Raw genomic sequence first — 26028 nt, 5'->3', positions numbered from 1 at the left:
TGATGCCATGATTAACTTCAAACGCTTTTTAGCAATTGCCCTTACCTCCAGTTTTTTGGTCCTAGCTTCACCAAGGGCAATCAAAGGGGCAGAAACCATCACCTTTTCGATTATGCCCCTGGGACAATTTGATATTTCTGTGCAAAGCCTGACAACTTTTGCCGAAACTGGCACCATCGACCCAGATTTCAAATTTTATACCCAACATCTCAAGCCGGAAGAACTAGAAAAATTTCGTGGTTTATTAAACCATTCTTTTAAGCTCAATTCCATAGAAGCTTTTCGTTTTTTTAATACAACTTTTGGCAAGGAAATTGCCCAACAATTGAGCTATATTATTGCCGCCCCAACCAATGAAAGTCAACCCTTTTTGGAAGGGGCAGTTATTACGGCGGCCCAAAATCCTGATGGCTTTAAAATTATCGATGTTATTAATGCCTATGGTGGCTCAGACTTGGTTTTAAATCTAGATACTTTTAAAAATACCATTGACCAAGCGGATAGTTTATACCAAGCCACTGATCGAATTTTTACCTGGTTGGGCAAACAGGACAGTCCCTCTCCCCCCGTGCCCCCAAACCTAAAACCCTTAGCCTTGGCTGAGCCTGGACCACAACAATGGAAAACCACTAATCTCATCATTCCCCGTCCCGACGGTCAACCAGTCAAAGTTTTTGTTTATCTACCCCAGGGCAACACTAAGCCTGCTCCCTTGGTGGTGATTGCCCCTGGCTTAAATTCTAATTTTCAGGCCTTTACCTACATTGCCGATCATTTGGCTTCCTATGGCTTTGCGATCGCCGGCATTGATTTTCCCGAAAGTGATGCAGCTCGGATGCAGGATTCCCTCCAGGGCCTAGATGCGTTTCCCAATCCCAACGCCTGGCTAGAACAACCCAAGGATGTCACCTTAGTGCTGGATACCCTGGCCCAAAAAGCGGCTACGGACCCTGCTTGGCAGGGCAAATTTGACATTAACAATGTGGGGATTTTGGGTCACTCCCTCGGTGGCTACACGGCGATCGCCAGCGGAGGAGCCAGTTTGGAATGGCCCACATTGCTCCAAGAATGCGAAAAGTTAAACCAGCCCAACCAAATCAACCTCAACCCCGCCCTACTCTGGCAATGCCAGGGGGTGGATAGTGCCCCCCCCCTCTCCGACCTCAAGGATGACCGGATTAAAGCTGTGCTGGCCATTAACCCCGTCACCAACCCCATTTTTGGCCCCGATGGCATGAAAAACCTGGCCGTACCAACCCTGATTGTGGCCGGTAGTAATGATATTTTTGCTCCACCAGTGCCGGAACAAATCATTCCCTTTTCCCTGATTGAGGACACGGATAAATATCTGCTGTTAGTGCAAAATGCAACCCATTTGTCCTTCATTGCAGGCACTGACAATCTGCCGGAAAAAATTGTTGGCCCTGGCCAGGACTTGGCCTATACCTACCTAAAAAGTTTAGGATTAGCTTTCTTTGATCTTTATCTCCAGCAAAATAGTGATTCGGCAATGTATTTGACGGATGAAGCAGTGCAAAGAATGAGTCAAGCTCCCCTGCCCTTACAACTAGTACAAAGCCTAACGCCGGCCCAACTTGAGCAGGCCATGGATATTAACAACTAATGCTTAGCCTAGGGCGGTAGTTGCCCCGGATGTTTTTGATGGTATTATCAATGGCATCTTTTGCAGACTTTTAACTGTAGTGAGGCAATAACCATGGCAGAGGCACCGATCGCCCCGGTGGTTCTGGTCATCCTAGATGGCTGGGGCTATCGCCCAGATACCCGCGCAAATGCAATTGCCCAGGCTAACACCCCCATTATGGATAGTCTGATCACGGCTTACCCCAATACCCTGGTGAATACCTCCGGGAAAGATGTGGGTTTGCCCAAAGGTCAAATGGGTAACTCCGAAGTTGGTCACCTCAATTTAGGCGCTGGGCGGGTGGTGCCCCAGGAGCTGGTACGTATTAGTGACGCCATTGAAGACGGTAGTTTTTTTGAGAATGAAGCCCTGGTGAAAGTCTGCCAACGGGTGCGCGATCGCCGTGGCAAATTGCATTTAATCGGTCTTTGTTCCGACGGGGGAGTTCACTCCCACATTGACCATCTTTTAGGGCTAATTGACTTGACTAAACTCCAAGGCATTAGTCAACTTTGCATCCACGCCATTACCGATGGCCGGGATACCCCCACCAATGAAGGGGCCCATTTTGTCCAACAAATCCAAGCCCATCTCGACAAAATTGGTTTGGGGCGTATTGTCAGTGTCAGTGGCCGCTATTACGCCCTCGACCGCGACCGCCGTTGGGACCGTGTGGAAAAGGCCTATCGAGTCATGACAGAGGATGGGGTAGGGGATGGCCGTAGTGCTGCTCAGGTGGTGAAAGATTATTACGCCAACGACATTACCGATGAATTTATTCCCCCCACTAGGGTAGGCACCGGGGCGATCGCCTCTGGGGACGGGGTCATCTTCTACAACTTTCGTCCCGACCGAGCTAGACAACTTTGCTACGCTTTGGTTAACCCCAGCTTTGATGGTTTTCCCAGGGAAAGGATTCAGCCCCTAGATTTTGTCACCTTCACCCAGTACGATCCTGCCCTGCCAGTGGTTGTGGCCTTTGAGCCGCAAAATCTGAATAACATTTTGGGAGAGATTGTTGCCCGCCACGGAATGAAGCAGTTCCGCACGGCAGAAACGGAAAAATATCCCCATGTCACCTACTTTTTCAATGGCGGTTTGGAACAACCCTTTGCCGGGGAAGACCGGGAGCTAATTCAAAGCCCCATGGTATCCACCTACGACAAAGCGCCCCAGATGTCTGCCAAAGCCGTTACCGATACGGTTTGTCGAGCCATGGAAAAAGGCATTTACTCCCTGGTGGTGGTCAACTATGCCAATCCCGATATGGTGGGGCACACCGGTAAACTCAAAGAAGCGATTCAGGCGATCGAAACCGTCGACCTCAATGTGGGACGCCTCCTGGCCAGTGCCGCTAAAATGGGGGGCACCGTGTTAATCACCGCCGACCATGGCAATGCGGAATATATGAGTGATGAGTCGGGTAATCCCTGGACGGCCCACACCACCAACCCAGTGCCGTTTATTTTGGTGGAAGGGGAAGGACGCAAAATTCCTGGCCATGGTGGCGAAGTCAAGCTGCGGGAAGGGGGGAAGCTGGCGGACATTGCCCCCACGATTTTGGATATTTTGCAGTTGCCTGTTCCAGCAGAAATGACTGGTAAAACCCTTATTGATCAGCCCTTGGTGGAAATTAAGACCAATCGCACTCCGGTTAACCTCTCCCGTTAGGTAGGGTGGTTAAACGCGCTAAAATGGGAAGCCTGCACGATCGCCGAGGGGCGCTAGATTGTTATGACTTTAATTACTGTTCTAAGAATTATTTGGATGGCTTCCGCCGCCCTGTTGACTGTACTGGTGTTGCTCCACAGCCCTAAAGGGGATGGAATTGCTGGCATTGGTGGCCAAGCCCAATTGTTTACCAGTGCCAAAAGTGCAGAAAAAACCCTCAACCAAGTGACCTGGACCCTGAGCATTATTTTCATTGGGCTGACCATCATTTTGAGTGCTGGCTGGCTGGCCAATTAAGTTAGGGGATATGGGGGACGATTTGACCCTTCTCGATTGCCAAAACTTCTTTGATCTGGCCAGGCTTTGGGCGATGCTACCTCCGGCGTTGGCGGTTGAGGGGTTTGCTCCACGGGGGTAAGGATTTTGAAAGAACGCATAAAACCCTGGGCCCGGTTCCTGGCCCTATTGTTGTTGACTTTACTGCTGGTTAACCTACCGGCGATCGCCAGCAATGGGGACAAGCCGACTTTACCAGCACTCCAAGTTCATCCCCTCCCCCCTGAATTGGTAGATTTGGGCATTAGCCTGGAGAATCGCAGTTTCTCTGGGGATGATGGCAGCGACTATTTTGCCCAAGTGCAATCTTCCCCCCTCGGGCATCTAGTCTGGTCTAGATTTCCTGTCACTGTAGCGGTGGATTATCCCCCCGCATTAACCCCCGGCAGTGCGGCCCAGAAACGTTACTACACCTGGCAACAGGCCATTAAAACGGCGATCGCCGACTGGCAAAGTGTTTTTCCCCTCACCATGGTTGAAAACACCGCTGGGGCTGACATTGTCATTTTGTACCGAGAGCCTCCCCTGGCCCGTACAGTGGACCCAGAAACGGGCTTGGTTAGTTTTGGTCGAGCCCGCACCGCCCAGGCTAGCTATGAGTTTTATTGGACTGACACATCTCCACCTCAACTGCGTCACCGCATGGCGATCGCCATCAAACCGGGCCTAGCCCCCCTTTCCCTCCAAGGTACCGCCCGCCACGAATTAGGCCACGCCCTGGGCATTTGGGGGCACAGTGACCGCGAAGAAGATGCTTTATACCCAGCCCAGACTGCCAATGTACCGGCGATTTCCCCTAGGGATCTAAGAACCCTCTATCGGATTTACCAGCAACCCACCCGCCTCGGCTGGCCAGCACCGGTTACTCATTAGAAAAGCTTGGCTTTTGGGGTGAACTCTTCTGTACACCATCATCTTGGCCGTAAAACTTCCGGAGTAGATAGGAAAACCCTGGAAAATGAATCCCCCCAAACTGAACGAGTGGGGGGACTTTGTGAACCTTGCAAACTAGTCTGATCCAGGGGGTTAAGACCTACATGGTCAAAGACTGGGGATTCTCTTCAATAATGGCGGCCAAATCCTTGAGGAAGGCGGCGGCGTGGGCCCCATAGATGACCCGATGGTCACAGGTGACGTTAACTCCCATTTGCCGCTTGGTACCAATTAAACCTTCTTCATTGGCCACCACCTGGGGTCGGGAGGCGCCCACGGCTAAAATTCCTCCCTGTCCCGGTGGCAGAATGGCGTCAAACCGGTCTACCCCAAACATACCAAGGTTAGAAATGGTGAAAGTACCACTGCTATATTCCTCGGGCTGTAACTGCTTGGCCCGGGCCCGGTCCACCAATTCCTTCCAACGGCGGGAGAGGGAATAGATATCCACTTGGTCTGCGTTTTGTAACACCGGGGTAATTAAACCGCCATCCGGCATGGCCACCGCCAGGGCAATATTAATATCTTTATGGTAAGTAATACCTTGGTCTGTGTAGCTGGCATTGACAATGGGATGTTTTTTCAAAGCCAGGGCTACTGCTTTGGCCAACAGGGCGGTCATGGTCACCCCTTTGCCCTTGATTTGCTTATAAAGTTGGTCCAACCCATCGGTGGTAATGGTGTAGCCCACCCGGAACGTGGGAGCGGCCATGGCGGCCACCATATTTTGCACCAAAGCTTTTTGGAAAGTGGTCAGGGGCACTGTCTGACCGACGGGAACACTGGGGGTAGTGGTGGGGGTAGAGATTGCCGCTGGAGCAGGGGCGGGAGATGCTTTCGGGGCAGGGGCACTGGGGGACGCGATGGGAGCACTGACAGGTTTGCCGGCGGCACCTTCAATATCGGCGGCCACAATTCTGCCGTGGGGACCGCTGCCAGCCACGGTGGCCAAATCAACTTTTAATTCTTTGGCTAGTTTTTTCGCCCGGGGGGAAGCAACAATCCTGCCACTACCCTTGCCATTGCCATTACTGCTGGGGGTAGGGGCTGTTTCTGTGGTAGTTGCAGTGGCGATCGCCGCTGGTTCCGGTTGTTGGGGGGCTGGAGCAGGGGGCGCACTGGAGGAACCACCAGAGCCTGCTTTAGCTTGGGCTTCGGCAATTTCTGCTTCCGTTTCCGCCACTAACCCGAGGGTTGCTCCCACGGGGGCTTCTTCCCCTGCTGGGACTAGAATAGCGGCCAGGTAACCTTCATTAAAGGACTCCACGTCCATATCGGCCTTGTCCGATTCCACCACCAAGACAGTTTCGCCTTTTTCTACTTTGTCGCCGGGGGACTTAGTCCAGGAAACGATTTTCCCCTCGGTCATGGTGGAACTCAGGGCCGGCATGAAAATGTCGTAGATCATGGTGGTTGTATCTCTTAAATCTCTTGGACTGCAGGGGCTTAGGACTTTGAAAGACCGTTCAAATTCTATCAGATTTGCGCCAGGGGGTCAGGGTAATGTGCCTTCAGCTATCCGTTCGATACAGGCTGGCGATCGCCTGGTGGAGATCAGCTTGTTTAACCATAGATGACAGATTCACTGAACAATGATGAAATAACAATCCTTTTTCCGTGAGATAACTACCATGGGTCACGACCCAAACCCCCCGAAACTGTCGACTTTTCAGCAAGGACAAAATAAAAAACTCAAAATCGGCGCCTATCGTCCCAGTCCCCAAAATAGTGACCAAGCCCGCTATAAAACCCAACGTTTCACCCGGAAAGAACTACCCATCCGGGTTGATCTGCGCCATTATATGACCGCGGTGGAAGCCCAGGGGGAAATCGGTAGTTGTACAGCCAACGCTATGGCCGGAGCCTACGAATACTTAGCCAAGCGTACCCTAGGAGAATCGGGGGATGTAAGCCGTTTATTCATTTACTACAATGCTCGTTCCCTAGATGATGAAACCGATCAAGATGAGGGGACAACCATCCTCAATTGCATCCAAGTTTTGCAGGATATGGGGACATGCCCAGAGTCCGTCTGGCCCTACGATCCAGACCTTGTTTTTGAGGAACCCCATGGTGAAGCCTACGAAGCGGCTATTAATTTCCGGTTAAAAGAAGCAGAACGGCTTGAGGTGGATCTTTATGTGATGAAGCATTGCCTAGCAGAAGGTTATCCTTTTGCTTTTGGTTTGCCGTTATTTGAGTCCTTTATGCGGGAGGGAAATAAAGGGATTCCTATGCCAAAAACGGACCAAGAAGAATACCTTGGCGGTCATGCCATGCTCTGCGTGGGTTACTCGGAAGAAAACAAAGTTTTTGTGGTACGTAATTCTTGGGGAGAAGACTGGGGCGATCAGGGTTATTGTTATATTCCCTACGATTATTTAGCCAATCCAGAATTCAATGATGGGGATTGTTGGGTAGTAAGAAGTGTAACCGACCTCGACTTTAGTGAAGGGGTTTGGTTTGAGGAAGACGAAGAAATTGAAGATGCTTGGGAAGAAGAAGATGATGATGGAGAGGAAGAAGATTGGGAAGATCTAAGCGAAGAAGATCAAGTCCTCTGGGGGCAACTGGGTTGGGATGAAGATAATTGGAATGGGGAAACTGACCCGCCGGATTCTAGTGAAAAATCCTGGGATGAGTTAACCCGCAAAGAGCGATCTGCGGCGGAAAAACTAGGCTACGACGAAGAAAGTTGGGACGAAAGCTGAGGAAGTTCAATGACCATATAAATTGGCGATCGCCGGGGGGAGATCAGATTGTTTGATCCAGAATTCTCCCACCGAAACGGCTCCGGCTTGTTGTAACTGTTGTAAATCAGAGGGACCATGGATGCAGGATTCACTGACCACGGTGATTTGGCGATCGCCTTGGCGGTGGGCCAAAGGAAAATGTCAAAATGGGTTAGGATTATCCAGATCCACTGTTGATCAGTCAAGAAAATAGCAAACTGCCATGACCTCCTACTCCTCTGCAACGGCCCGCGCTGAAATGAGTGAACTACGGCGCTTGAAAAGTTTACTGCCGCCGGAACTCCAAAGTTGGGTAATGGTGGAAGGTAGCACCGAAGTTAACCCCCCCCTGATCCGTTCGGAGGAGTTGGGCCGGGATGAGATTGAAATTCAGGTGGATTTGGCCAAATGGGAAAACCTGGCCATTGACCAACGGAATTTACTGTTTTGGCACGAAGTAGCCCGCGTCCAAAGCGATACCATTCCCCGGGAAGGTTGGGAAATGGCGGCCCTGGCTATCGGTTTAGGGGGGGCTGTGGGAGAACTGTGGGTGCAAGATGGATTGCTGTTGCTCCTGGCCTTGGGATTATGTGGCATTTCCGGCTATCGACTCTGGCAAAAAAATAACGGCGACAAACGCATCAAAGAGGCGATCGAGGCGGACGAAAAGGCCATTACCCTTGCTACCCGTTTTGGTTACACCTTGCCCAATGCCTATAAAAGTCTTGGTAGTGCTTTCAAAACTTTGATTGAACAAACCCCCAATCGCCGCCAACGTAAACAGTATGAAACCCGTCTTCAGGCTTTGCGCCAAAGTGCGGCCAAAATGAAAGCTAAAACCCAAAAGGCTAAAGCTCTCTAAACATTATTAGTTTGAATGGTAATTGGGATTTAAGTCCCTTGCCCTGGCGTAGGCTGACACTGCCATTGGTTAATTATTTGTCTATAGATGCTGTTGCTAAGGGGAGTTCTGGGCTTTTGAAGAGGGCTTAGTAAATAACTTGCGACCATCCATTGATCAATTGAAGACATTGGCAAGATGGAGGAATTTAACTTTAACAAGGACCGGGAGTGCTGTTCCGATCGCCGATCCTGGGGCAGATAGCAAAATTGCTTGGTAAGGTGGAAAAAATTCCCCCATGATTGGGACTGATGCCCTGTTTACTTTATTACCTCTACCATGGTTCAACTTTCCCCGACCCCTGCATCAACCCTGACTGACAACGATGACAATGGGCAAAATCAGACCAGTAGTTTAACCCTCGATGTGGGGGGCATGAAGTGTGCTGGTTGCGTGGCGGCAGTGGAAAGGCAATTGGGTCAATTAGCCGGGGTGACAGACAGTTGCGTCAATTTAGTTACAGCAGTGGCGGTGGTGCGCTATGCTCCGGAAAAAATTACTCCCCAGGCGATCGCCGAACATTTGAGTCAGCGGGGATTTCCCAGCCAAATTCGTCAGGGCCACGGGGGCATTGCTTTACCAAGGGCGGAAAACGGCAGTAAAGAAAACGTTAACTGGGGCTTGGCCATTGCCCTGGTGTTACTGCTCCTATCGGCACTGGGCCATCTGAGCCATTTCGGTGGCCCCATGATTCCCTTTTTCCATCACCCTGTATTCCACTGGGGTCTGGCTACTTTGGCGATCGCCATACCGGGGCGGGAAATTTTCCTCGATGGTTGGCGGGGTTTACGATTTGGCCATGCCAACATGAATACCTTGGTGGCCCTGGGTACTGGCAGTGCCTACCTCACCAGTTGCATTGCCTGGATTTGGCCCGGGTTGGGCTGGGAATGTTTTTTCGATGAGCCAGTGATGCTATTGGGGGTGCTACTGCTGGGCAGAACCCTAGAAAGTAAGGCCAGACAAAAAGCTAAATCTGCTTTGACGGAACTGTTAGCCCTGCAACCTTCCTTGGCTCGACTGGTGGGCAGGGGAGATACAAAAGGGGAAACTGGCATTGAAATTCCCGTGGAACAGGTGCGGGTGGGGGAATGGGTGCAGGTGTTACCAGGGGAGAAAATTCCGGTGGACGGCATTTTAGTGGCGGGAAAAACCCTGGTGGATGAGTCCCTCTTGACGGGGGAATCCCTGCCCGTGGAGAAAAAAATTGATGACGCGGTCATTGCCGGAGCTTGGAATCAGTCCGGGGCCATTACCATTGCGGCTACCCACATTGGGGCAGACACCACCTTGGCTCGCATTATCCAACTGGTGGAAACGGCCCAAACCCAAAAAGCCCCCATGCAACGGTTAGCGGATCAGGTGGCGGGCTGGTTTGCCTATGGCGTGATGGCGATCGCCTTGGGAACGTTGACCTTTTGGGCCACGGTGGGGCAATCATTTTTCCCCCAGATAGTTACGGACACAGGACTTTCTCCTCTTTTATTAGCCCTTAAACTAAGCGTTTCGGTGTTAGTCGTGGCCTGTCCCTGTGCCCTCGGCCTAGCCACCCCCACTGCAATTTTGGTGGGCACCAGTTTAGGGGCTGAACAGGGCATTCTGATCAAAGGGGGCAACATTTTAGAAATTCTCCAGCGCACTACGGTGATGGCCTTCGATAAAACGGGCACCCTCACCCAGGGCAATTTACAGCTAACGGATACGTTTCCGGTGATAGATATTCCAGCGGCCCAGTTATTGACCTTAGCGGCCTCGGTGGAGCAGGGAACCCGCCATCCCCTAGCCCAGGGCTTAATCTCCAGTGCCCAAGATCTGGAACTTTTGCCAGTGGAGAATATTGAAACGGAAGCGGGGCAAGGGGTTCAAGGTTGGTACCAAGGCGATCGCCTATTGGTGGGGAATCAACAATGGCTCATGGAAAAGGGAGTAATGTGGCACTCCCAATGGCAAACAGAGGTGGATCAACTACGTAACCAGGGAAAAACGGTTATTTTTGTGGCCCGCAATCAACAGTTGCAAGGATTTTTAGCCCTGCAGGATACCCTCCGCCCGGAAGCTAAGGCCACCATTGCCCAACTGAAACATTGGGGTATTACTCCCCTATTGTTAACCGGTGACCATCCCACCATCGCCGAGGCGATCGCCATGGAGGTGGGCATTGCAGAATTCCAGGCCCAGATGACGCCCCAGGCCAAGGTGGCTAAAATTAAGGCAATGCAAGGGTTAGACCCGGACTCAGTGGTGGCTATGGTGGGGGACGGTATTAATGATGCTCCAGCCCTAGCCCAGGCCAATGTGGGCATTTCCCTCTCCGGGGCAACGGCGGTGGCCATGGAAACGGCGGATGTGGTGTTAATGCGCTCCCAATTGTCCGATGTGCTCAAAGCCTTGACCCTAAGTCGTGCCACAGTGGCTAAAATCAAGCAGAATCTACTTTGGGCCCTAGGTTACAATCTGGTGGCTGTGCCCCTGGCCGCTGGGGCGTTTTTGCCTAGTTTTGCCATTGTGCTGACTCCGGCGATCGCCGCCGCTATGATGGCCAGTAGCTCCATTGTGGTGGTATTGAATGCCCTGAGCTTGCGGTACCAGTTTTCCTCTGCCCCAGAACGGAATCGAGACTAAGGGGGGTCTAGAAGTTGTAGTCTGGTAACTTCCCCCTCCCCGGAAGACCCAGGCAACACGTTCAAGCCTGATTGTTGTCACCATGGGCGACCCAGAGGGTGGCCGGCACCAACTTTTAGCTACCACTAGGGATTGCTAGATTAGCTTGGTTAATATTGATTGAAGTGAGTCACTGACCTTTTGCTCAATTTTCCGCTGTAGACTAACCTCCGGGTTGGAAGTTTAGTGAGTCCGTCACCGTCCGCCTTTGTTCTTTTTTCCCTTGGCCATGTCTGATCCCTCGGCAAAACCCCTGCAAGAGCACGTTCTGATCATTTCAGATGACGGTGGCCGTCGGGAAGTTTTACTAACTGAAACCTTCTATACCATCGGGCGATCGCCAAGGGCCGACATCCGCATCAAATCCCAATTTGTTTCCCGTATCCATGCGGTGCTGGTGCGTAAATCCTCCGAAGATGTTCAGGCGGCTTACCGGATTATTGACGGCGATGAAGATGGGCAGAGCAGTGTTAATGGTCTGATGATCAATGGTAAAAAAAGACAAGAACATACTATCCAGACTGGAGACGAAATTGTCATGGGTCCCCAGGTCTCTGTGCGCTACGAGTACCGCCGTCGGGATCAATTTGGCACCATTCCGGGCAACGAACAATTTGACATTACCCTCATTGACCCCGGCATGATCGAGGATGAGGAGGAAATCCCCACCTCTGTTTCTTCCTCTCCCCCAGAAATGGAATAATTATGGGGGTGTTCGTTAGACGGTAAAGAGCAATGGGCGGCCGTAAATGGCAAAGTATTAAACGGCAAAAGGCACGGGTGGATGCCCAAAAAGGTAAAACCACCACCCAATTATCCAGGGCCATCATTGTGGCCGCTCGCCAAGGTATCCCCGATCCGGCGGGCAACTTTCAACTGCGGACAGCCATTGAAAAAGCTAAGGCCGCAGGGGTTCCCAATGACAGCATCGACCGGGCGATCGCCAAGGGGGCGGGAACCTATGAAGATGGGGAAAGTAACTACGAAGAAATGCGCTATGAAGGCTATGGCCCAGGGGGAGTAGCGGTGTTAATTGAAGCCCTCACCGATAATCGCAACCGCACGGCGGCGGATCTACGGGCGGCGTTCAGCAAAAAAGGGGGGAATTTGGGGGAAACCGGTTGTGTCAGTTGGATGTTTAGCAAAAAAGGAGTAATTCGTTTGGAGGGGGAACTGGAGGAAGAAAAATTGCTGGAAGCTTTGCTGGAGGGGGAGGGGGAAAGTTACGAATGGCTAGACGAGGAAGATGGGGGCGGTGTGGAAGTTTTCAGTGAGGTAAGTCAACTGGAAAGCCTCAACCAAGTGTTACAGAACCATGGCTTTGCCATTGCAGAGACGGAACTGCGTTGGTTGCCGGAAAACACCATGGAAATTGCTGACCCAGACCAGGCCAAAGCCCTTATGCAAATGATTGAAACGCTAGAATCCTTGGACGATGTGCAATCGGTCACCAGCAACTTTGAGTTAACAGAAGAGTTGTTAGCCCTGGCGGGGTAGGCGGTGAGATACTAGGAAAGCGGAGTGGTGATCTATTTTCAGCGCCTTTCCGTATTTACTGTTTCCTGGTGGTCTTCCCCCCAATTAATTTTAAAGAGGCGAGTGCAGTGCAGTTGACTAAAGGGTTAGAAGTCGAAATCTATACCGGCAAGAAGACCGGGGAGATTGTGGGGCTTTCCGATCGCATTGTGCGGGATTTAAGTGGATTTGTGCGGGAGCCGGACAGCCGCAATGTGGAATACACTACGCCCCCTATAAATAGCTATGATCGCCTGTTGTGTGCCATCCTCCAGCCCCGTCGTCAATTGCGCCATTACCTCAGTCAACTGGGGCAAGACTACACACTAATACCGGGCAGTTGCCTGGCCCTGGGGGGGACGGACACCTTTTACCGTTCTGACCCCCAAAATCCCTACCACACTTACATCGAACAGACCTACGGCACCCAGGTGGTCACCGCCAGCATTCACATTAATATCGGCATTGGGGACGTGGAGGAGTTGATGCGGGCCTGTCGTTTGGTGCGGATGGAAGCACCTCTATATTTGGCCCTTAGTGCCTCTTCCCCTTTTTTAAATGGCCAGGTAACCGGCTACCATTCCAGCCGTTGGCAGATGTTCCCCAAAACTCCCCAGGAAGTGCCCCTGTTTACGAGCCATGCCCATTTTGTGCAATGGACAGAGGAGCAATTGACCCTGGGCACTATGCAAAATGTCCGCCATCTTTGGTCAGCGGTGCGTCCCAACGGCGATAATCGACCCCATAACCTGAACCGTTTGGAGTTACGGATCTGCGATTTGGTCACTAACCCCCTTTCTCTTTTGGCGATCGTGGCCCTACTGGAGGCCCGTTTACAACAAATGCTGGCCGACCCCACCCTGGACCCCCTCCAACAAAGCCAGCTTACCCCCTCAGAATTGCTTACCCTAGCGGATCAAAACGAAATGGATGCCGCCGTCGGTAGTTTGCACAGTACCCTGCACCATTGGCGAGATGGCCGGGCGATCGCCGCCAGGGAATGGATTGAGGAGTTATACCAGTCCGTACAGCCGGAAGCTAAATATCAAGGCTTTGCTTGCTTTTTGCCCCCATTGTTGAAAATTCTGCGGGAAGGCAACATGGCCCAACAATGGCTGAGCCAATATGAACGGGGTAAAAGTCCCCAAACCATTGTCCAGGAGGCGATTCTCCAAACGCAGACGGAGGAAGCCATGCTGGCCCAGGACCTCTGTTTACCCCTCACCAAAGCCCGGGATGAAATACTGAGTTTAGTCTGATGGCCTCAGTAGCTGATAAAAAATCATAAACTTTTGCCGAGGGGACAGTTTAATAACTGTTGTTTATCGATAGTTTGTGATCTCCATCACTGACATGGGAAAATATTTCTGACCATTTTTCGCATAAATCCTGATTAAATCCCGCAAAAATAACCTTTATGGTGAAAGTTGTCCTAGTTAATCCCCAAATACCCCCCAATACTGGCAATATCGCCCGAACTTGTGCCGCCACTGGGACAGAATTACATTTGGTCGGCCCCCTGGGTTTTGAACTAGGCGATCGCTATCTCAAACGGGCAGGATTAGACTATTGGCCCTATGTTGACCTCCATTATCACAATAGTTGCGAAGAATTTATTGCCCATTGGCGTATCCAGGGGGGTAACCTGCTCGGTTTTAGCGTCACTGGCACGGTTAATTTTTGGGACTATACTTACCAGCCCACGGATTGGCTGATGATGGGCAGTGAAACAGATGGTTTACCCCAGATGATGCGGGATTTATCGACCCAGTTACTTTGCATTCCCATGCCCCAATGTGAGGTGAGGAGCTTGAATTTAGCCTCCAGCACCGCCATCGCCCTGTTTGAGGCCAGGCGACAGTTACGCAGTCTTGGTTAGGAAGCTCTGCCACTGCAATGGGATGGGGCAAAAGTGACAAAATCGAACTAATGAACTGATAAGAAATTGTGATGGCTGGAGCGAATTAGCCAAGGACTCGATTCAATTAAAATTTCTGATTAAAAATAGACCTAGAACTGATGGTTCTAGGCGATCGCCGGGGGATTTTTTCCGAGAAAAGTAGGCAAAGCAGCTAGGGAAAAAGCTTGGCAGGGTAAGGAAATTTGCCAGAAACAAAAAGCGGAGACCTACGTCTAGGGGGTCAGTTAACCACTGATCTAAATTCGTTACTATTTTTCACAACTCTGTAAAAACAGGAATTTCTACCAGCTTGTCGAATCATTGAAAGCAGGTTAATCTTTCTTAGCAGTCTTCATTCTTCATTAGGTATATTGGCTCAGTCAGATTCAGTCGTGGAATTTAATCTCCCATCAAACCTGAAATGGCTGTGGCGGTCTAACAATCTAGCTCTAGGTTTTAGGCTCATTCACACACAAGGAGGTTCTTCTTGAAAGACGTACTCAATCAACCGGCGACATTTTTTCCCTCGTGTTCATCCCCTTCGATGGAGACTAGTTCCTATGATGGAAGCACTAAACAAGAGGGTAATGTGCCCCTGGGCGAAGGATACCGTCGGGTTCGCCGCTCTGCTGCAATGGTGGGTTTAGCTGTTTCCATGGGAGCAACGGGTATGTTGTTTTCCCAAACCGCCACCGCCGCCACCAGTTCTGGCAACTCCCCCTTGGCTGCGGTGAGTAACTTATCCCTAGACCAATCCCATGGCTCCCCCACTGAGTCCGTACTGGCTTCCCCTTCCCTGAAGCACCAAGTCAAAGAAGGTGAGTCCCTTTGGCAAATTAGCCAAGCTTTTCAAGTGGACGCCAAAGCCATTGCCCTGGCCAATAGCATTAGCACTGATACGGCGTTGCAGGCAGGACAAGTACTCAGTATTCCCAGACCTAGTTCTTCAGTAAAAGCAGCTAACGACCAAGCTCCTGCTGCCACTATTCCGCCCCTAGCTCCCCTGGAGCAGACTGATTCCCTGGTTGTCTCTTCATCCTTAGCTCCCGGTCAGTCTTCTAGCACCGCTAATACCATTGCCGTTAAGCCCAAGGCCCAAACTTTAGTTGCCGATGTGAGTCGCCCGATGCAGGGCACCGTCGTTGAACCGTTGGAAGAAAAGTTAACTTCCCAAAGAATTAAAAGTACCGCTGAAGATGCAGGCATTAAGCTCGACACAAAAGCTTCCCTGCCCAGCCCCGTAGAAGTGGCCGCCGCCGCCCATGGCGATCGCCCCATTCCCATTGCCGTGGTAGCGCCGGAAGAGTTTACCGCCATTGAAGTTCAGCCTAGCTCCAGCCCGGCCAATCCCCAATCTATGCCCGTGCCTACTCTCCCCGCTGTGGCCCCAGCTCCCAGCAAAACCCAACGGCAAGATGAATCCTTAGCCTCTGGGGAAGATATTTCCTTAGATAATTTGCGTCAGAATGGTATGGCCCAGCCGGCCCAACCAGTGCAAACGGCGTTAAACATTGACCAGCCCGTGGCGATCGCCGTTATCCCCCCCGAAACAACCCCGGCGATCGTGGCCCAGCCTGCATTGCCCGGTACTCCGGTCGTGCTGGAAACTTCCCCTGCCATTGCAGCATTACCCTCGACTCCTACAGTTACTCCCGATGTTGATGGGCAAATATCCTACCAAGTTAAGCCAGGGGACACCCTCAGTCAGATTGCCCGCAGCCACGACATTCAGCCGGAAAAAATCCAACAAGCAAATGGTCTGAGTAATCCGGACGAGATCAAAGCAGAGCAGATTTTGGTCATTCCCCCTCCCATCACTGTGGCCGCAGTGCCGGAATCTGTGACCCCCAGCTTGCCTAGCTTTGTTTCTACCCAGCCGACGGCCCAAACAAGGGTAGCCAGAGCCCAGGAGGAGCCGGAAGCCCAATACCAAACCCAGCTAAAAGCAGAGGTAACCCAGCTCAATCAAACCCAACCGACCAGAACTCCGATGGTGCCCCAAAGGGCCGTGACCGTTGCCCGCCAAGTTAACAACGAAGCGGTTCCTGATTGGCAAGCCCGTTCCCCCCAAGCCCTACCTGTCAAGTTCAACCAGCCCCGGCAAGATTTAGCCCAATTACAACGGCAATATTCTCCCCAGGGACAAAGGAGTCAGTTTTCTACTTCCGTTGGCCAGTCCCAAATTATCGGTGCGGCCCCTAGCCCAGTGCAGGGCTACAACGACAGTATTCAGATTCCGGTTATCCAGGAAGTCAGCCCCGAGTTGCCGGGCTTGAGTACTCCTGATTTTCCCCGCGGTCCAGCCCAGTTTAATGGCTATATCTGGCCCGCTAAGGGAGTCTTCACTTCTGGTTTTGGTCCCCGTTGGGGCCGCATGCACCGCGGCATTGATATTGCTGCCCCCATTGGCACCCCTATCATGGCGGCGGCCTCTGGAGAAGTGGTCTTTTCTGGTTGGAACTCCGGCGGTTTTGGTAATTTGGTTAAAATTCGCCATGGTGATGGCAGTGTTACCTACTATGCCCATAACAACCGTTTGTTGGTGCGTCGGGGAGAATACGTTGAACAAGGTCAACAAATTGCGGAAATGGGGAGCACTGGCCGCAGCACCGGGCCCCACCTCCACTTTGAAATTCGGGTAGGCGGAACTAATGCCGTCAATCCTGTGGCCTTGTTACCCCGTAGTCGCTAGATTCTATTTAGTCGCCATACTGCTGGATCGTACCTCTTAAGTGTGTTTATTCCCCTGGGTTAGCTTCGTTGTTACTCACAGCATGAAGCCCGGGGGCTTTTATTTGAGGGGGCCACGGAATAAAGTTTTTGGACAACAAAAAAGGATAGGCCTTTCGGACCCATCCTTGCTTTATTTGAAGTTAAGTTTCAGTCAGTAACTAGTTGGCTTGGTGGGGCTGAATAACGCCATAGCCGCCATGGTTACGGATGTAGATGACGTTAATTTCATCGGTGTCCTTATTGCGGAACATGTAAAAGTCATGGTCCACCAACTGTAGCTGTTCCAGGGCTTCTTCAATGGCCATGGGGGGCATGGCAAAATATTTCATCCGCAACACTTCCGACGGTAATTCGGGAGCCCGATCGCCAATTAGATTTGCTTCCACCGGCTTGTCTTCAACAATTTCGCTAGTTTTGACATTGCCATGTTGCTTATCTTGGATACGTTCTTTATATTTCCGCAATTGACGGGCAATTTTATCGGCCACCAAATCAATGCTTGCGTAAAGATTTTCACTGCCTTCCTGGGCTCGGATCACTGTACCGTTGGCATAGACCGTTACTTCCGCCTTATGTTTGTTAGTAATGCGGGCGTTGCGGGCCACGGAAAGATGAACATCAACTTTGGTAGTTAGATTTTGAAAATGTTTAACTGCTCTCTCGACTTTTTCTTCCACGTAATCATGAATCGCTTCAGTAACTGTGATATTATTGCCCTGAATTAACAGTTTCATACTGAATTCTCCCTTCGTAAAATTAATAAAAAATGAGCAATGGTTGGGTTTTTGTGAATCTACCTTGGGTTCTAAAAACCAGGTTAGATTAGGCAACTATTCCCAGAAACAGTGGGGTGGAATCATTACTTGAAACGCCTTGTCGCTAAGGATATTGAAAGTATGGATCATTGAAGAAAGCACCATAAATTTGGGCTTAGTGATGAATTATAACCCTGACATTGTTATTCTTTGGTTCACTTTTAACCATCCCTAGGGTAGAGGTAAAGTCTTCCAGAGAATTGTGGTGGTAAATAATCAACCCCTAAGACTATCTTCAGATTAGCACTATGTATTGAATAAGACTTAATCCGTTAGGTGATTTTGACTTTCCTTTGCATCTCTTTACGTTTCTTAATTTCTGGCAACTTTAGCTTAATTCTGTTTCCGTTGTAGCGCCATGGCCAATCCTTCCTGTCGTTTATTATCGTTGGGGCTGGTGCCCTACTGCCAAGCCTGGCACTATCAACGCCAATGGGTCAGGGCTAAACAAGGCGATCGCCAACGGGAGGACGGACTGATGCTGTTGGAGCATCCCCCGGTCTATACCCTGGGCACTGGTTCCCAAACCAAGTATCTGAAGTTCGACCCGGAACATCCCCCGGCGGAATTGTGGCGCACGGAACGGGGCGGGGAAGTAACCTATCATTGTCCCGGACAATTGGTGGGCTATCCCATCCTGGATTTAAATCATTTCCAGAAGGACTTGCACTGGTATTTGCGACAACTAGAAGAGGTGTTGATCGTCACCCTGGGCAAATTAGACCTACCGGGGGAGCGTATTCCTGGTTTAACGGGGGTTTGGTTAGGGGGCCATAAGGTGGCGGCGATCGCCATTAAGGTCAGTGGCTGGATCACTTGCCATGGTTTTGCCCTCAATATTTGTCCTGATCTGGCAGGATTTAGCCAGATTGTGCCCTGTGGCATTGGCGATCGGCCTGTGGGGAGCTTAAACCAGTTCCTGCCCGGTCTCACTGTTGATGTAGTCCAACCCCTAGTTATTCAAGCCTTTGCCGAAGTCTTTCCAGTTACCTGGCTCACCACTGGGGGAGTGCCCCCCTGGCTCAGCGACGATGTTGCTTAGTTAACATAGGTAAGGGTTGGCGCTGGGTGCCACCACTAGGGGGTAAATAACGGCGAGGAGGCTGTTTAACAGCGATCGATTTAGTTTTTTCTGACTGCCACCAGCGTACTCCTACCCCCAACAGAGCCACCATCAAGCCCAGGGAAAATAAGCTCCACTTGCCATCTACTCCCCCCAACACCATATCCACCGCCGCCACAATCAAAATGAAGCTGGAGATGGGCTCGCGGCGATAAAAAACTTTGACAAAACGGGGCCAGTAAAAGTTCATTCCTAAAATGTTCCAAAACCCTCTGGGGGAAGCTTACCTACAATATAGCTTTTATTTGCGATTCCTCTCGCCTGTAACATAGTGCGGTTAGGCGATGGGCAATCCATGGGGAACCAGTTAACAAGAACCCCGGCCAGGTTGGGAAAAAATCCACCGAGACGCCCGCCGATAACTTATGTCTACATAGTTTCTTAAAAATATGGGTCGCCTGGGATTCGAACCCAGGACCAATCGGTTAAAAGCCGAGTGCTCTACCGCTGAGCTAGCGACCCGTTGTGCCTCATTGGCACGATTTATAACGTTAACATAGCTTTTGTCCCATCACAAGCATTGGGCACTAATTTTTTTGAAGATGGGTATTTGGCGAGGCGATAACATCGTGGCATTGCCCAGCAAAGCTTAGTTCCCTCGGAGTTAATTCCCGCTGAAACCTTCAACCTTAAAGTTATTTCAAAAGCCCATCTGCTCTCCAAGCTGGGGGAAATAAGGAAAGGAAAGATCTACCCATACCAGGGAGTGAGTGAGGCGATTTCGGGGTCAGATTAAAACCTTGCCAACAAACTCCTAACCCGGGAAAGGTCAACGATAGGAGGCGGTTAACTTGGCAATTTTTTCCTCCTCTATGGGACTCAACTCCTGGGGCTTGCCCAACACGCCCTTATAGACCTTGATATATTCCCCGGCGGAACGGTACCAACTAAAGTCTGCCCCCATGGCCCGTTGCTGTAATTTTTGCCAATCGGCCTTGAAGCGAAAACCTTCCCAGGCCCTCACCATGGCGGTAAAGCAGTCCAGGGGCTCATAGCGGTCAAAGCAATAGCCAGTACCCGCTTCATTGATGGGATCGTAGAAAGATACCGTATCCACCAATCCACCGGTACGCCGCACAATGGGGATACAGCCATAGCGCATGGCCATTAGTTGACTCAAGCCACAGGGCTCAAAGCGGGAAGGCATTAAAAACACATCGGCTCCGGCATAGACTCGACGGGAAAGGGCATCGTTATGGAGTAATTGCACCGCCATCCGTCCAGGAAATCGGGACGCCATCTGCCAAAGTTGGGTTTCGTAATGGCGATCGCCAGTGCCGAGGATAATTAACTGGGAATCGGTATAGGACATGAAGCGGTCAAGAATCTGAATCACCAGATCAATACCTTTCTGTTCCACCAAGCGCGCTACTATGCCTACCAGCATGGCATTACGGTTAATTTCTAACCCCGTCTCCTCCTGGATGGCAATTTTATTTTTTACCCGTTTATCTAAACTTTCCGCGTTAAAGGCGCTACTAATAAAGCGGTCTTCGGCTGGGTTATAAGTCTCCGTATCAATGCCGTTGAGAATGCCGACTAAATTACCACTGAGGTAGGACAATAACCCCTCTAGTTTTTCCCCATAGGCAGGGGTTTGAATCTGTTGGGCATAGGTGGGGGAAACCGTGGTCACCCGATTGGCAAACTGGATCGCCGCCGCCATTACATTATCTCCCTGCATATACCAGGGACACCAAGTCATACTTTCCAACAAAGCCCGCCAGGGTCCTTGGTAGGCAAGATTGTGGATGGTAAATACAGTGGCAATGTCCGGGGATTGGTGCATCCAAACGGGGATCATGCCGGTGTGCCAATCATGGCAGTGGATAATTTCTGGCTTCCAGTGGTTCCAGGCAAATTCCGCCGCCCCGTTGGAAAAAAAGGTAAAACGCCAAGCCTCATCTTCCCCCCCGTAGATACGACGGGAATCGAACACAGGATGGCCAAACAAATAAAGGGGAATGTCGGTATCGGGGAGGTTAGCTTGGTAAACGGCAAACTGCTGGAACATGGCTTCCCCTTTCCAGACCGGCTCAAGGGGCACATCAATTTTGTCGCTAATGAAACCGTAGTAGGGCATGAAAACACGGACATCATGGCCCAACTGATGCAGAACTTTGGGCAGGGAACCCACCACGTCCCCCATACCACCTACCTTTGCTAGGGGGGAGACTTCCGCCGCCACAAATAAAATCTTCATACCGTCGTTAATTCCACTAATTGAGTTCGGGGCCTGGTTACCATGCTTTCCGCTCAATTATATGATGGTGCCGGTTCTCCATCGGGGAGTATGTCAGGTTAACGGCGACTTTTTTTCACTCTCTGGTTTGAGTTTTCCTAGGCTACTAAAGATTGGGAAGGGATTCCGGCGGAGTCGTTTTGGTCTTCTGGTTCTGGGGAAGCAAATCCTTCCGAGTCCAGTCCATCGGGGTTGATGCTGAGCTGTTCACACGGAATGGTGTCGGAAATAATTGAGCTCGCCATCATGCCAGTGTGAATTTCCAACTGGGCACTGGGCACCGCCTCAAATACTAACCGTTGACCAGGGAACACAACTCTTTCAAAATACCAATTGGGGACATTGGTAATGCGAGCCACTTGAATTTGATTGGTGGCATTAACGTAGCAACAGAATAGGGCTGACGGCTGGTCGTTGGGGATGGGATCAAGAATTTGAGACATGGCAGGCATGGGATTTTATTAAAAAAAGGTCTTTTTACTATTCTGGACAAAGCTAACACCCGCTGATCCCGATCCGCTGTAAAGATAATTACAATCAAATTTTTTGACTCTGGCTTTGCCATGGGTTTAGGAAAGTTTTTTCTGGGTATTTAATTTTGTCTTTGGCAATTACCCGGGGCTGGAACGGTTAAAATCTGGGCTCGGCAGCCCCAGCCAATCATTAAGATATATTACAATTGTGAGGAGGTGGGGCTAATCCCTCCCGTCGCTGATCTCACCCTACCAGTGTCCTAACGCCATGACCGATCGCCTTTTGTACGTTCGTCTTCCCTGTAACCCAATTTTCCCCATTGGGGTGGTTTATCTGGCGGACCATGTCCATAAATGCTTTCCGGCGATCGCCCAGCGAATTTTTGATTTAGGCACTATTCCTCCCCTAGATTTCAACCGCGCTTTGGATGAGTGTATTGATGAATTCGAACCGACAATTTTAGTTTTTTCCTGGCGGGATATTCAAATTTATGCCCCGGTGGGGGGAAGGGGCGGCAATCCTCTCCAGAATGCGTTTGAGTTTTACTACGGCAAAAATCCCCTGGTGAAACTGAGGGGAGCTCTGGGTGGTTTGAAAGTTACCAGCGCCTATTACGGCGAATTGTGGCGCAATTTGGGCTTAATCAAGCGGGGATTGCGGAGGGCAAAGCGTTATTGCAGTGATCCCCAAATCATTGTCGGGGGCGGAGCAGTTAGTGTTTTTTATGAACAGCTAAAAACCAAGTTGCCAGCGGGCACCATTGTGTCAGTAGGGGAAGGGGAGACGTTACTGGAAAAATACCTGCGGGGGCAAGCCATTGAGGATGAACGATGTTACGTGGTCGGCCGCAGTCAGCCCCGGCCCCGATTAATCCATGAACAGCCTTCCCCCATGGTCAAAACCGCCTGTGATTATGACTATATCGAGCAAATTTGGCCCGCCTTTGACTATTACCTCCAGGAAGATGATTTTTACCTAGGGGTACAAACAAAGCGGGGTTGTCCCCACAATTGCTGTTACTGCGTTTACACCGTGGTGGAAGGGAAACAGGTCAGAATTAACCCCGCCGCTGAAGTGGTGCAGGAAATGCGACAGCTCTACGACCGGGGCATCCGCAATTTTTGGTTTACTGATGCCCAATTTATTCCAGCTAAAGTTTTCATCGATGACGTGGTGGAACTGTTGGAGGCGATCGCCGCTTCGGGTATGAAGGATATTCACTGGGCGGCCTATATCCGAGCTGATAATTTAACCCCCCGGTTATGTGAACTGATGGTGCAAACGGGGATGAATTACTTTGAAATTGGCATCACCAGCGGCTCCCAGGAATTGGTGCGGAAAATGCGCATGGGCTACAACCTCCGCACCGTGTTGCAGAACTGTCGGGATCTAAAGGGAGCGGGCTTTAATGATTTGGTTTCCGTCAATTATTCCTTCAACGTTATCGATGAAACCCTGGATACCATCCGTCAAACCATTGCCTACCACCGAGAATTGGAAGCTATTTTTGGTGCCGAAAAAGTGGAGCCGGCCATTTTCTTCATTGGGCTACAACCCCACACCCATTTAGAAACCTATGCCCTGAACAAAGAAATCCTCAAACCAGGCTATGACCCCATGAGTATGATGCCCTGGACGGCCAAAAAATTACTCTGGAATCCAGAACCCCTTGGCTCATTTTTTGGTGAAGTTTGCCTCCAGGCTTGGCAACAAAACCCCAATGATTTCGGTCGGGAAGTAATGGATATTCTGGAACAACGCCTGGGCAAAGCTGATCTGGAAACCGCCCTCAATGCTCCCCTGCCCAAGCAAAAAAATTTCCCCCCCACCATGGCAGAGGGAAAAAAACTCAGTCCTATTTAGCTTGGCCAGATGCTGGCCGAGTGGCACCGTAATTGGGCAACTAACTGGCGATAATATACTCTGCCATATTAGCCCGCCGACGCTTCAGTTGGGTAAGAGCTTGGTTTTCTAATTGGCGGACCCTTTCCCGGCTGATGTTGAGATGCTGGCCAATTTTGGCTAAAGACAACTCCTGGCCATCGTTAAGACCAAAGCGCATGGTCAGCACCGCCTGTTGTTGGGGCGTTAATTCCGCCAGCAAATTTTGCAAGTCCTGGCGCATGGACTCCTGGGTGATGTAGGCATCGGGGGAAACTCCTTCGTCCTCCAGCAGTTCCGATAATTCCGTGTCCTGGTTATCTCCTACCCGCACATCGAGGGAAATGGGTTGGCGGGACAGGCTGAGGTACTCGCGAATTTGACTCGGATCAATTTCCAGGGCCTGGGCCACTTCGGCGGGGGTGGCACTGCGACCCAACTGTTGGGAGAGTTCCCGTTGGGTTTTTTTGATTTTGTTTAACTTTTCGGTGATGTGAATGGGCAAACGGATAGTCCGGCCCTGTTGGGCGATCGCCCGGGTGATGGCTTGGCGGATCCACCAGTAGGCGTAGGTGGAGAATTTATAGCCCTTGGTGGGGTCAAATTTTTCTACTCCCCTTTCTAAACCGAGGCTACCTTCTTGGATCAGATCCAAAAATTCCATATTCCGCTTCTGATATTTCTTGGCGATTGCCACTACTAAACGGAGGTTTGCTTCAATCATCTTGCGTTTGGCCCGTTCCCCTTGGCCCAGGTAACGCTGTAGTTTCGTCACCGACAAATCCGCCGCTTCAGCCCATTCCCCATCGGAGGGCTCTCGGCCTAACTTGTCGGCCAGGGCCTTTCTCTGATCCAGCAGAGCCATCATTTGTTGGACTTGTTTGCCGAGGATAATTTCTTGCTCATGGGTTAGCAGGGGTACCCGACCAATTTCATGGAGATAGGACCTCACCATATCGGCGGTGAAAGTGGGGGTGGAGGTAGGGGAGGAGAGATTGGCGGTGGGCATTCGGAATGACTCCTTAATGAAGAGCAACAGAATAACTGTCACTGTTACCATCTTTCCCAAAAATGCCTTAGACTAAGTCATTGATGGTGGAGAATAGGGTAGGTAGTGCAGTCGTCAATTTTTTACACCGTGTCCTAGCGAGTGGGCCTTTAGACGCCGCAAATGGTGACAAGGTTCAGGGATAATCAATAATTTTTGTGATCTTAGTCCGGGGTATTGCCACCGAAACCAACATCACGCTCCTACAGCCGCATAGCTAAAAGATACCCAAAAAATCAATATCACCATGATGACGAATTATTAAGGGATTCCACAAGGGCTAGGATGAAGGATTACCGAATGGCACAGGGGGGTTAACCCAACATATTTTTTTGTCAAGCTGGCAAGCCGTTTTCTCTTGGGATGGTTTACTCCCTTGACTTTTCCCCGTGGCTGATTAATTCAGTAACATTTTTAAAGTTTTTCTTCCCGATCACCATAAACTGCGGAATTTTTAGGCTCAATTTTTTTGATGGATATCCCCAACACCACTGCAACTATTCCCCAGGCTCCTCCAGATTTTCGTTCCGGTTTTGTGGCCATTGTAGGCCGTCCCAATGTGGGCAAATCAACTTTGATGAACCAATTGGTGGGACAGAAAATTGCCATTACCTCTCCGGTGGCCCAAACCACCCGCAATCGACTCCAGGGCATTGTCACCACCCCCACCTGTCAGATGATTTTGCTCGATACCCCTGGTATTCACAAGCCCCACCATGAGTTGGGGAGAGTATTGGTGAAAAACGCCATCCAAGCTATCCATAGCGTTGATCTGATCGTTTTTTTGGTGGATAGCAGTGCAACTTTGGGTCGGGGAGACCAGTTTGTGGTGGATTTGCTCCAAAAAAGTGATGGGCCGGTGGTGGTGGGTCTGAATAAACAGGATCAACAGCCCCCAGACCAGCGCGAAGAACTTAACGCTAGCTATGAAACCCTGACAGAAGACCATGGCTGGCCCTGCTTTAAATTTTCCGCTTTGACGGGGGAAGGTTTAAGTGATTTTCAGAGTGCCCTGGAAACAAGACTGGAGCCTGGACCCTATTACTATCCGCCGGATTTGGTCACTGATCAGCCAGAACGCTTCATTATGGGCGAGTTAATTCGGGAACAGATTTTGCTGCTTACTCGCCAGGAAGTGCCCCATTCCGTGGCGATCGCCATTGAGAAGGTGGAGGAAACCCCCCAGCGTACCAATGTTTTTGCTGCCATTACAGTGGAAAGGGGCTCCCAAAAGGGCATTATCATTGGGCAAAAAGGTAGTATGCTCCAGGCGATCGGGAGTGCGGCTCGGCAACAAATTCAAAAATTAATTTCCGGGGATGTTTATTTAAAACTATTTGTGAAAGTTGAACCAAAATGGCGGCAGTCTCGCCAGCAGTTGTTAGAATTTGGATACCGTGTGGAAGAGTAGCAAGAAG

General features: G+C 50.6%; 22 protein-coding genes and 1 tRNA gene. 15 read left to right on the top strand and 8 right to left on the bottom strand.

Going from position 1 to position 26028, the window contains the following annotated elements; all coding sequences use genetic code 11:
• Positions 1 to 7 precede the first annotated feature (7 nt).
• The 4 genes from H6G45_RS04210 (at position 8) to H6G45_RS04195 (ending at position 4525) form a co-directional block, all read left to right on the top strand.
• Complete coding sequence (locus H6G45_RS04210; protein ID WP_190596916.1) at positions 8 to 1624, top strand: alpha/beta hydrolase; 1617 nt, start codon at positions 8 to 10, stop codon at positions 1622 to 1624.
• Positions 1625 to 1717: 93 nt separating this feature from the next.
• Positions 1718 to 3316, top strand: a complete 1599-nt coding sequence (gene gpmI / locus H6G45_RS04205) for a 2,3-bisphosphoglycerate-independent phosphoglycerate mutase (protein WP_190596915.1) — start codon at positions 1718 to 1720, stop codon at positions 3314 to 3316.
• A 63-nt stretch (positions 3317 to 3379) separates the two neighbouring features.
• Positions 3380 to 3613 carry a preprotein translocase subunit SecG gene (secG, locus tag H6G45_RS04200; protein WP_010873234.1) on the top strand — a complete coding sequence of 78 codons (234 nt, stop codon included), beginning with the start codon at positions 3380 to 3382 and terminating at the stop codon, positions 3611 to 3613.
• 126 nt (positions 3614 to 3739) lie between these two features.
• Positions 3740 to 4525 (top strand): matrixin family metalloprotease, encoded by a 786-nt coding sequence (locus H6G45_RS04195; protein ID WP_190596913.1) that lies wholly within the window; start codon positions 3740 to 3742, stop codon positions 4523 to 4525.
• Positions 4526 to 4685: 160 nt separating this feature from the next.
• On the opposite strand, the gene H6G45_RS04190 is transcribed toward H6G45_RS04195, so the two are convergent.
• The gene (locus tag H6G45_RS04190; protein WP_190596910.1) at positions 4686 to 5993 is read right to left on the bottom strand and encodes a dihydrolipoamide acetyltransferase family protein; all 1308 of its coding nucleotides are present in this window, start codon (positions 5991 to 5993) and stop codon (positions 4686 to 4688) included.
• Between the two features lie 223 nt (positions 5994 to 6216).
• On the opposite strand from H6G45_RS04190, the gene H6G45_RS04185 reads away from it, so the two are divergent.
• A complete protein-coding gene (locus H6G45_RS04185; protein ID WP_190596908.1) occupies positions 6217 to 7296 on the top strand; it encodes a C1 family peptidase in 1080 nt (359 codons plus the stop codon).
• 6 nt (positions 7297 to 7302) lie between these two features.
• On the opposite strand, the gene H6G45_RS04180 is transcribed toward H6G45_RS04185, so the two are convergent.
• A complete protein-coding gene (locus H6G45_RS04180; protein ID WP_190596906.1) occupies positions 7303 to 7470 on the bottom strand; it encodes a hypothetical protein in 168 nt (55 codons plus the stop codon).
• 70 nt (positions 7471 to 7540) lie between these two features.
• On the opposite strand from H6G45_RS04180, the gene H6G45_RS04175 reads away from it, so the two are divergent.
• The 7 genes from H6G45_RS04175 to H6G45_RS04145 all read left to right on the top strand — a co-directional run bounded on the left by H6G45_RS04175 (position 7541) and on the right by H6G45_RS04145 (position 16986).
• Positions 7541 to 8179, top strand: coding sequence for a DUF3318 domain-containing protein (locus H6G45_RS04175; RefSeq protein ID WP_190596904.1), 639 nt, complete (start codon positions 7541 to 7543; stop codon positions 8177 to 8179).
• 318 nt (positions 8180 to 8497) lie between these two features.
• A complete protein-coding gene (locus tag H6G45_RS04170) occupies positions 8498 to 10840 on the top strand; it encodes a cation-translocating P-type ATPase (protein WP_190596902.1) in 2343 nt (780 codons plus the stop codon).
• A gap of 268 nt (positions 10841 to 11108) precedes the next feature.
• Complete coding sequence (locus H6G45_RS04165) at positions 11109 to 11582, top strand: FHA domain-containing protein (protein ID WP_190596900.1); 474 nt, start codon at positions 11109 to 11111, stop codon at positions 11580 to 11582.
• Positions 11583 to 11614: 32 nt separating this feature from the next.
• Positions 11615 to 12376 (top strand): YebC/PmpR family DNA-binding transcriptional regulator, encoded by a 762-nt coding sequence (locus tag H6G45_RS04160; RefSeq protein WP_190596898.1) that lies wholly within the window; start codon positions 11615 to 11617, stop codon positions 12374 to 12376.
• A 107-nt stretch (positions 12377 to 12483) separates the two neighbouring features.
• Positions 12484 to 13653, top strand: coding sequence for a glutamate--cysteine ligase (gshA, locus tag H6G45_RS04155; RefSeq protein ID WP_190596896.1), 1170 nt, complete (start codon positions 12484 to 12486; stop codon positions 13651 to 13653).
• Positions 13654 to 13811: 158 nt separating this feature from the next.
• Positions 13812 to 14273 carry a tRNA (uridine(34)/cytosine(34)/5-carboxymethylaminomethyluridine(34)-2'-O)-methyltransferase TrmL gene (trmL, locus tag H6G45_RS04150; RefSeq protein WP_190596894.1) on the top strand — a complete coding sequence of 154 codons (462 nt, stop codon included), beginning with the start codon at positions 13812 to 13814 and terminating at the stop codon, positions 14271 to 14273.
• Between the two features lie 565 nt (positions 14274 to 14838).
• Positions 14839 to 16986 carry a peptidoglycan DD-metalloendopeptidase family protein gene (locus H6G45_RS04145; RefSeq protein WP_190596892.1) on the top strand — a complete coding sequence of 716 codons (2148 nt, stop codon included), beginning with the start codon at positions 14839 to 14841 and terminating at the stop codon, positions 16984 to 16986.
• 199 nt (positions 16987 to 17185) lie between these two features.
• Here H6G45_RS04145 and raiA read toward each other — a convergent pair whose 3' ends face one another.
• Positions 17186 to 17761 carry a ribosome-associated translation inhibitor RaiA gene (gene raiA, locus H6G45_RS04140; protein WP_190596890.1) on the bottom strand — a complete coding sequence of 192 codons (576 nt, stop codon included), beginning with the start codon at positions 17759 to 17761 and terminating at the stop codon, positions 17186 to 17188.
• Positions 17762 to 18200: 439 nt separating this feature from the next.
• On the opposite strand from raiA, the gene lipB reads away from it, so the two are divergent.
• Positions 18201 to 18884 (top strand): lipoyl(octanoyl) transferase LipB, encoded by a 684-nt coding sequence (gene lipB, locus H6G45_RS04135; RefSeq protein ID WP_190596888.1) that lies wholly within the window; start codon positions 18201 to 18203, stop codon positions 18882 to 18884.
• Here the strand turns inward: lipB and H6G45_RS04130 are convergent.
• From H6G45_RS04130 to H6G45_RS04115, 4 genes are all read right to left on the bottom strand, one after another.
• On the bottom strand, positions 18865 to 19155 hold the full coding sequence (locus H6G45_RS04130; RefSeq protein ID WP_190596886.1) for a hypothetical protein: 291 nt from the start codon (positions 19153 to 19155) through the stop codon (positions 18865 to 18867). The two genes, lipB and H6G45_RS04130, sit on opposite strands and share 20 nt — an antisense overlap.
• A 200-nt stretch (positions 19156 to 19355) precedes the next feature.
• Positions 19356 to 19427, bottom strand: a tRNA-Lys gene (locus H6G45_RS04125).
• Positions 19428 to 19734: 307 nt separating this feature from the next.
• Positions 19735 to 21168 (bottom strand): glycogen synthase GlgA, encoded by a 1434-nt coding sequence (glgA, locus tag H6G45_RS04120; RefSeq protein ID WP_190596884.1) that lies wholly within the window; start codon positions 21166 to 21168, stop codon positions 19735 to 19737.
• A 137-nt stretch (positions 21169 to 21305) separates the two neighbouring features.
• Positions 21306 to 21650, bottom strand: coding sequence for a DUF1830 domain-containing protein (locus tag H6G45_RS04115; RefSeq protein WP_190597033.1), 345 nt, complete (start codon positions 21648 to 21650; stop codon positions 21306 to 21308).
• Positions 21651 to 21948: 298 nt separating this feature from the next.
• Between H6G45_RS04115 and H6G45_RS04110 the strand changes: the two genes are divergently transcribed.
• On the top strand, positions 21949 to 23544 hold the full coding sequence (locus H6G45_RS04110; RefSeq protein ID WP_190596882.1) for a photosystem II high light acclimation radical SAM protein: 1596 nt from the start codon (positions 21949 to 21951) through the stop codon (positions 23542 to 23544).
• A 40-nt stretch (positions 23545 to 23584) separates the two neighbouring features.
• Here H6G45_RS04110 and H6G45_RS04105 read toward each other — a convergent pair whose 3' ends face one another.
• Positions 23585 to 24622, bottom strand: coding sequence for an RNA polymerase sigma factor, RpoD/SigA family (locus tag H6G45_RS04105; RefSeq protein WP_347338245.1), 1038 nt, complete (start codon positions 24620 to 24622; stop codon positions 23585 to 23587).
• Positions 24623 to 25082: 460 nt separating this feature from the next.
• Here H6G45_RS04105 and era point away from each other — a divergent pair, with 460 nt between their 5' ends.
• Positions 25083 to 26021 carry a GTPase Era gene (gene era / locus H6G45_RS04100; RefSeq protein ID WP_190596878.1) on the top strand — a complete coding sequence of 313 codons (939 nt, stop codon included), beginning with the start codon at positions 25083 to 25085 and terminating at the stop codon, positions 26019 to 26021.
• Positions 26022 to 26028: the final 7 nt, after the last annotated feature.

It is taken from the genome of Synechocystis sp. FACHB-383 (assembly GCF_014698605.1).
GTDB classification, from domain to species: domain Bacteria; phylum Cyanobacteriota; class Cyanobacteriia; order Cyanobacteriales; family Microcystaceae; genus Synechocystis; species Synechocystis salina.
This window is presented reverse-complemented; position numbering and strand designations above follow the sequence as displayed.

Bases quoted from the DNA above. Each gene is read 5' to 3' on its own strand.
- H6G45_RS04190 (WP_190596910.1), bottom strand. From the start codon at position 5,993: ATGATCTACGACATTTTCATGCCGGCCCTGAGTTCCACCATGACCGAG.
- H6G45_RS04210 (WP_190596916.1), top strand. From the start codon at position 8: ATGATTAACTTCAAACGCTTTTTAGCAATTGCCCTTACCTCCAGTTTT.
- H6G45_RS04145 (WP_190596892.1), top strand. From the start codon at position 14,839: ATGGAGACTAGTTCCTATGATGGAAGCACTAAACAAGAGGGTAATGTG.
- raiA (WP_190596890.1), bottom strand. From the start codon at position 17,761: ATGAAACTGTTAATTCAGGGCAATAATATCACAGTTACTGAAGCGATT.
- H6G45_RS04110 (WP_190596882.1), top strand. From the start codon at position 21,949: ATGACCGATCGCCTTTTGTACGTTCGTCTTCCCTGTAACCCAATTTTC.
- secG (WP_010873234.1), top strand. From the start codon at position 3,380: ATGACTTTAATTACTGTTCTAAGAATTATTTGGATGGCTTCCGCCGCC.
- trmL (WP_190596894.1), top strand. From the start codon at position 13,812: ATGGTGAAAGTTGTCCTAGTTAATCCCCAAATACCCCCCAATACTGGC.
- lipB (WP_190596888.1), top strand. From the start codon at position 18,201: ATGGCCAATCCTTCCTGTCGTTTATTATCGTTGGGGCTGGTGCCCTAC.
- glgA (WP_190596884.1), bottom strand. From the start codon at position 21,168: ATGAAGATTTTATTTGTGGCGGCGGAAGTCTCCCCCCTAGCAAAGGTA.
- H6G45_RS04185 (WP_190596908.1), top strand. From the start codon at position 6,217: ATGGGTCACGACCCAAACCCCCCGAAACTGTCGACTTTTCAGCAAGGA.
- H6G45_RS04160 (WP_190596898.1), top strand. From the start codon at position 11,615: ATGGGCGGCCGTAAATGGCAAAGTATTAAACGGCAAAAGGCACGGGTG.
- H6G45_RS04170 (WP_190596902.1), top strand. From the start codon at position 8,498: ATGGTTCAACTTTCCCCGACCCCTGCATCAACCCTGACTGACAACGAT.
- era (WP_190596878.1), top strand. From the start codon at position 25,083: ATGGATATCCCCAACACCACTGCAACTATTCCCCAGGCTCCTCCAGAT.
- H6G45_RS04105 (WP_347338245.1), bottom strand. From the start codon at position 24,622: ATGGTAACAGTGACAGTTATTCTGTTGCTCTTCATTAAGGAGTCATTC.
- H6G45_RS04165 (WP_190596900.1), top strand. From the start codon at position 11,109: ATGTCTGATCCCTCGGCAAAACCCCTGCAAGAGCACGTTCTGATCATT.
- gpmI (WP_190596915.1), top strand. From the start codon at position 1,718: ATGGCAGAGGCACCGATCGCCCCGGTGGTTCTGGTCATCCTAGATGGC.
- H6G45_RS04115 (WP_190597033.1), bottom strand. From the start codon at position 21,650: ATGTCTCAAATTCTTGATCCCATCCCCAACGACCAGCCGTCAGCCCTA.
- H6G45_RS04130 (WP_190596886.1), bottom strand. From the start codon at position 19,155: ATGAACTTTTACTGGCCCCGTTTTGTCAAAGTTTTTTATCGCCGCGAG.
- H6G45_RS04175 (WP_190596904.1), top strand. From the start codon at position 7,541: ATGACCTCCTACTCCTCTGCAACGGCCCGCGCTGAAATGAGTGAACTA.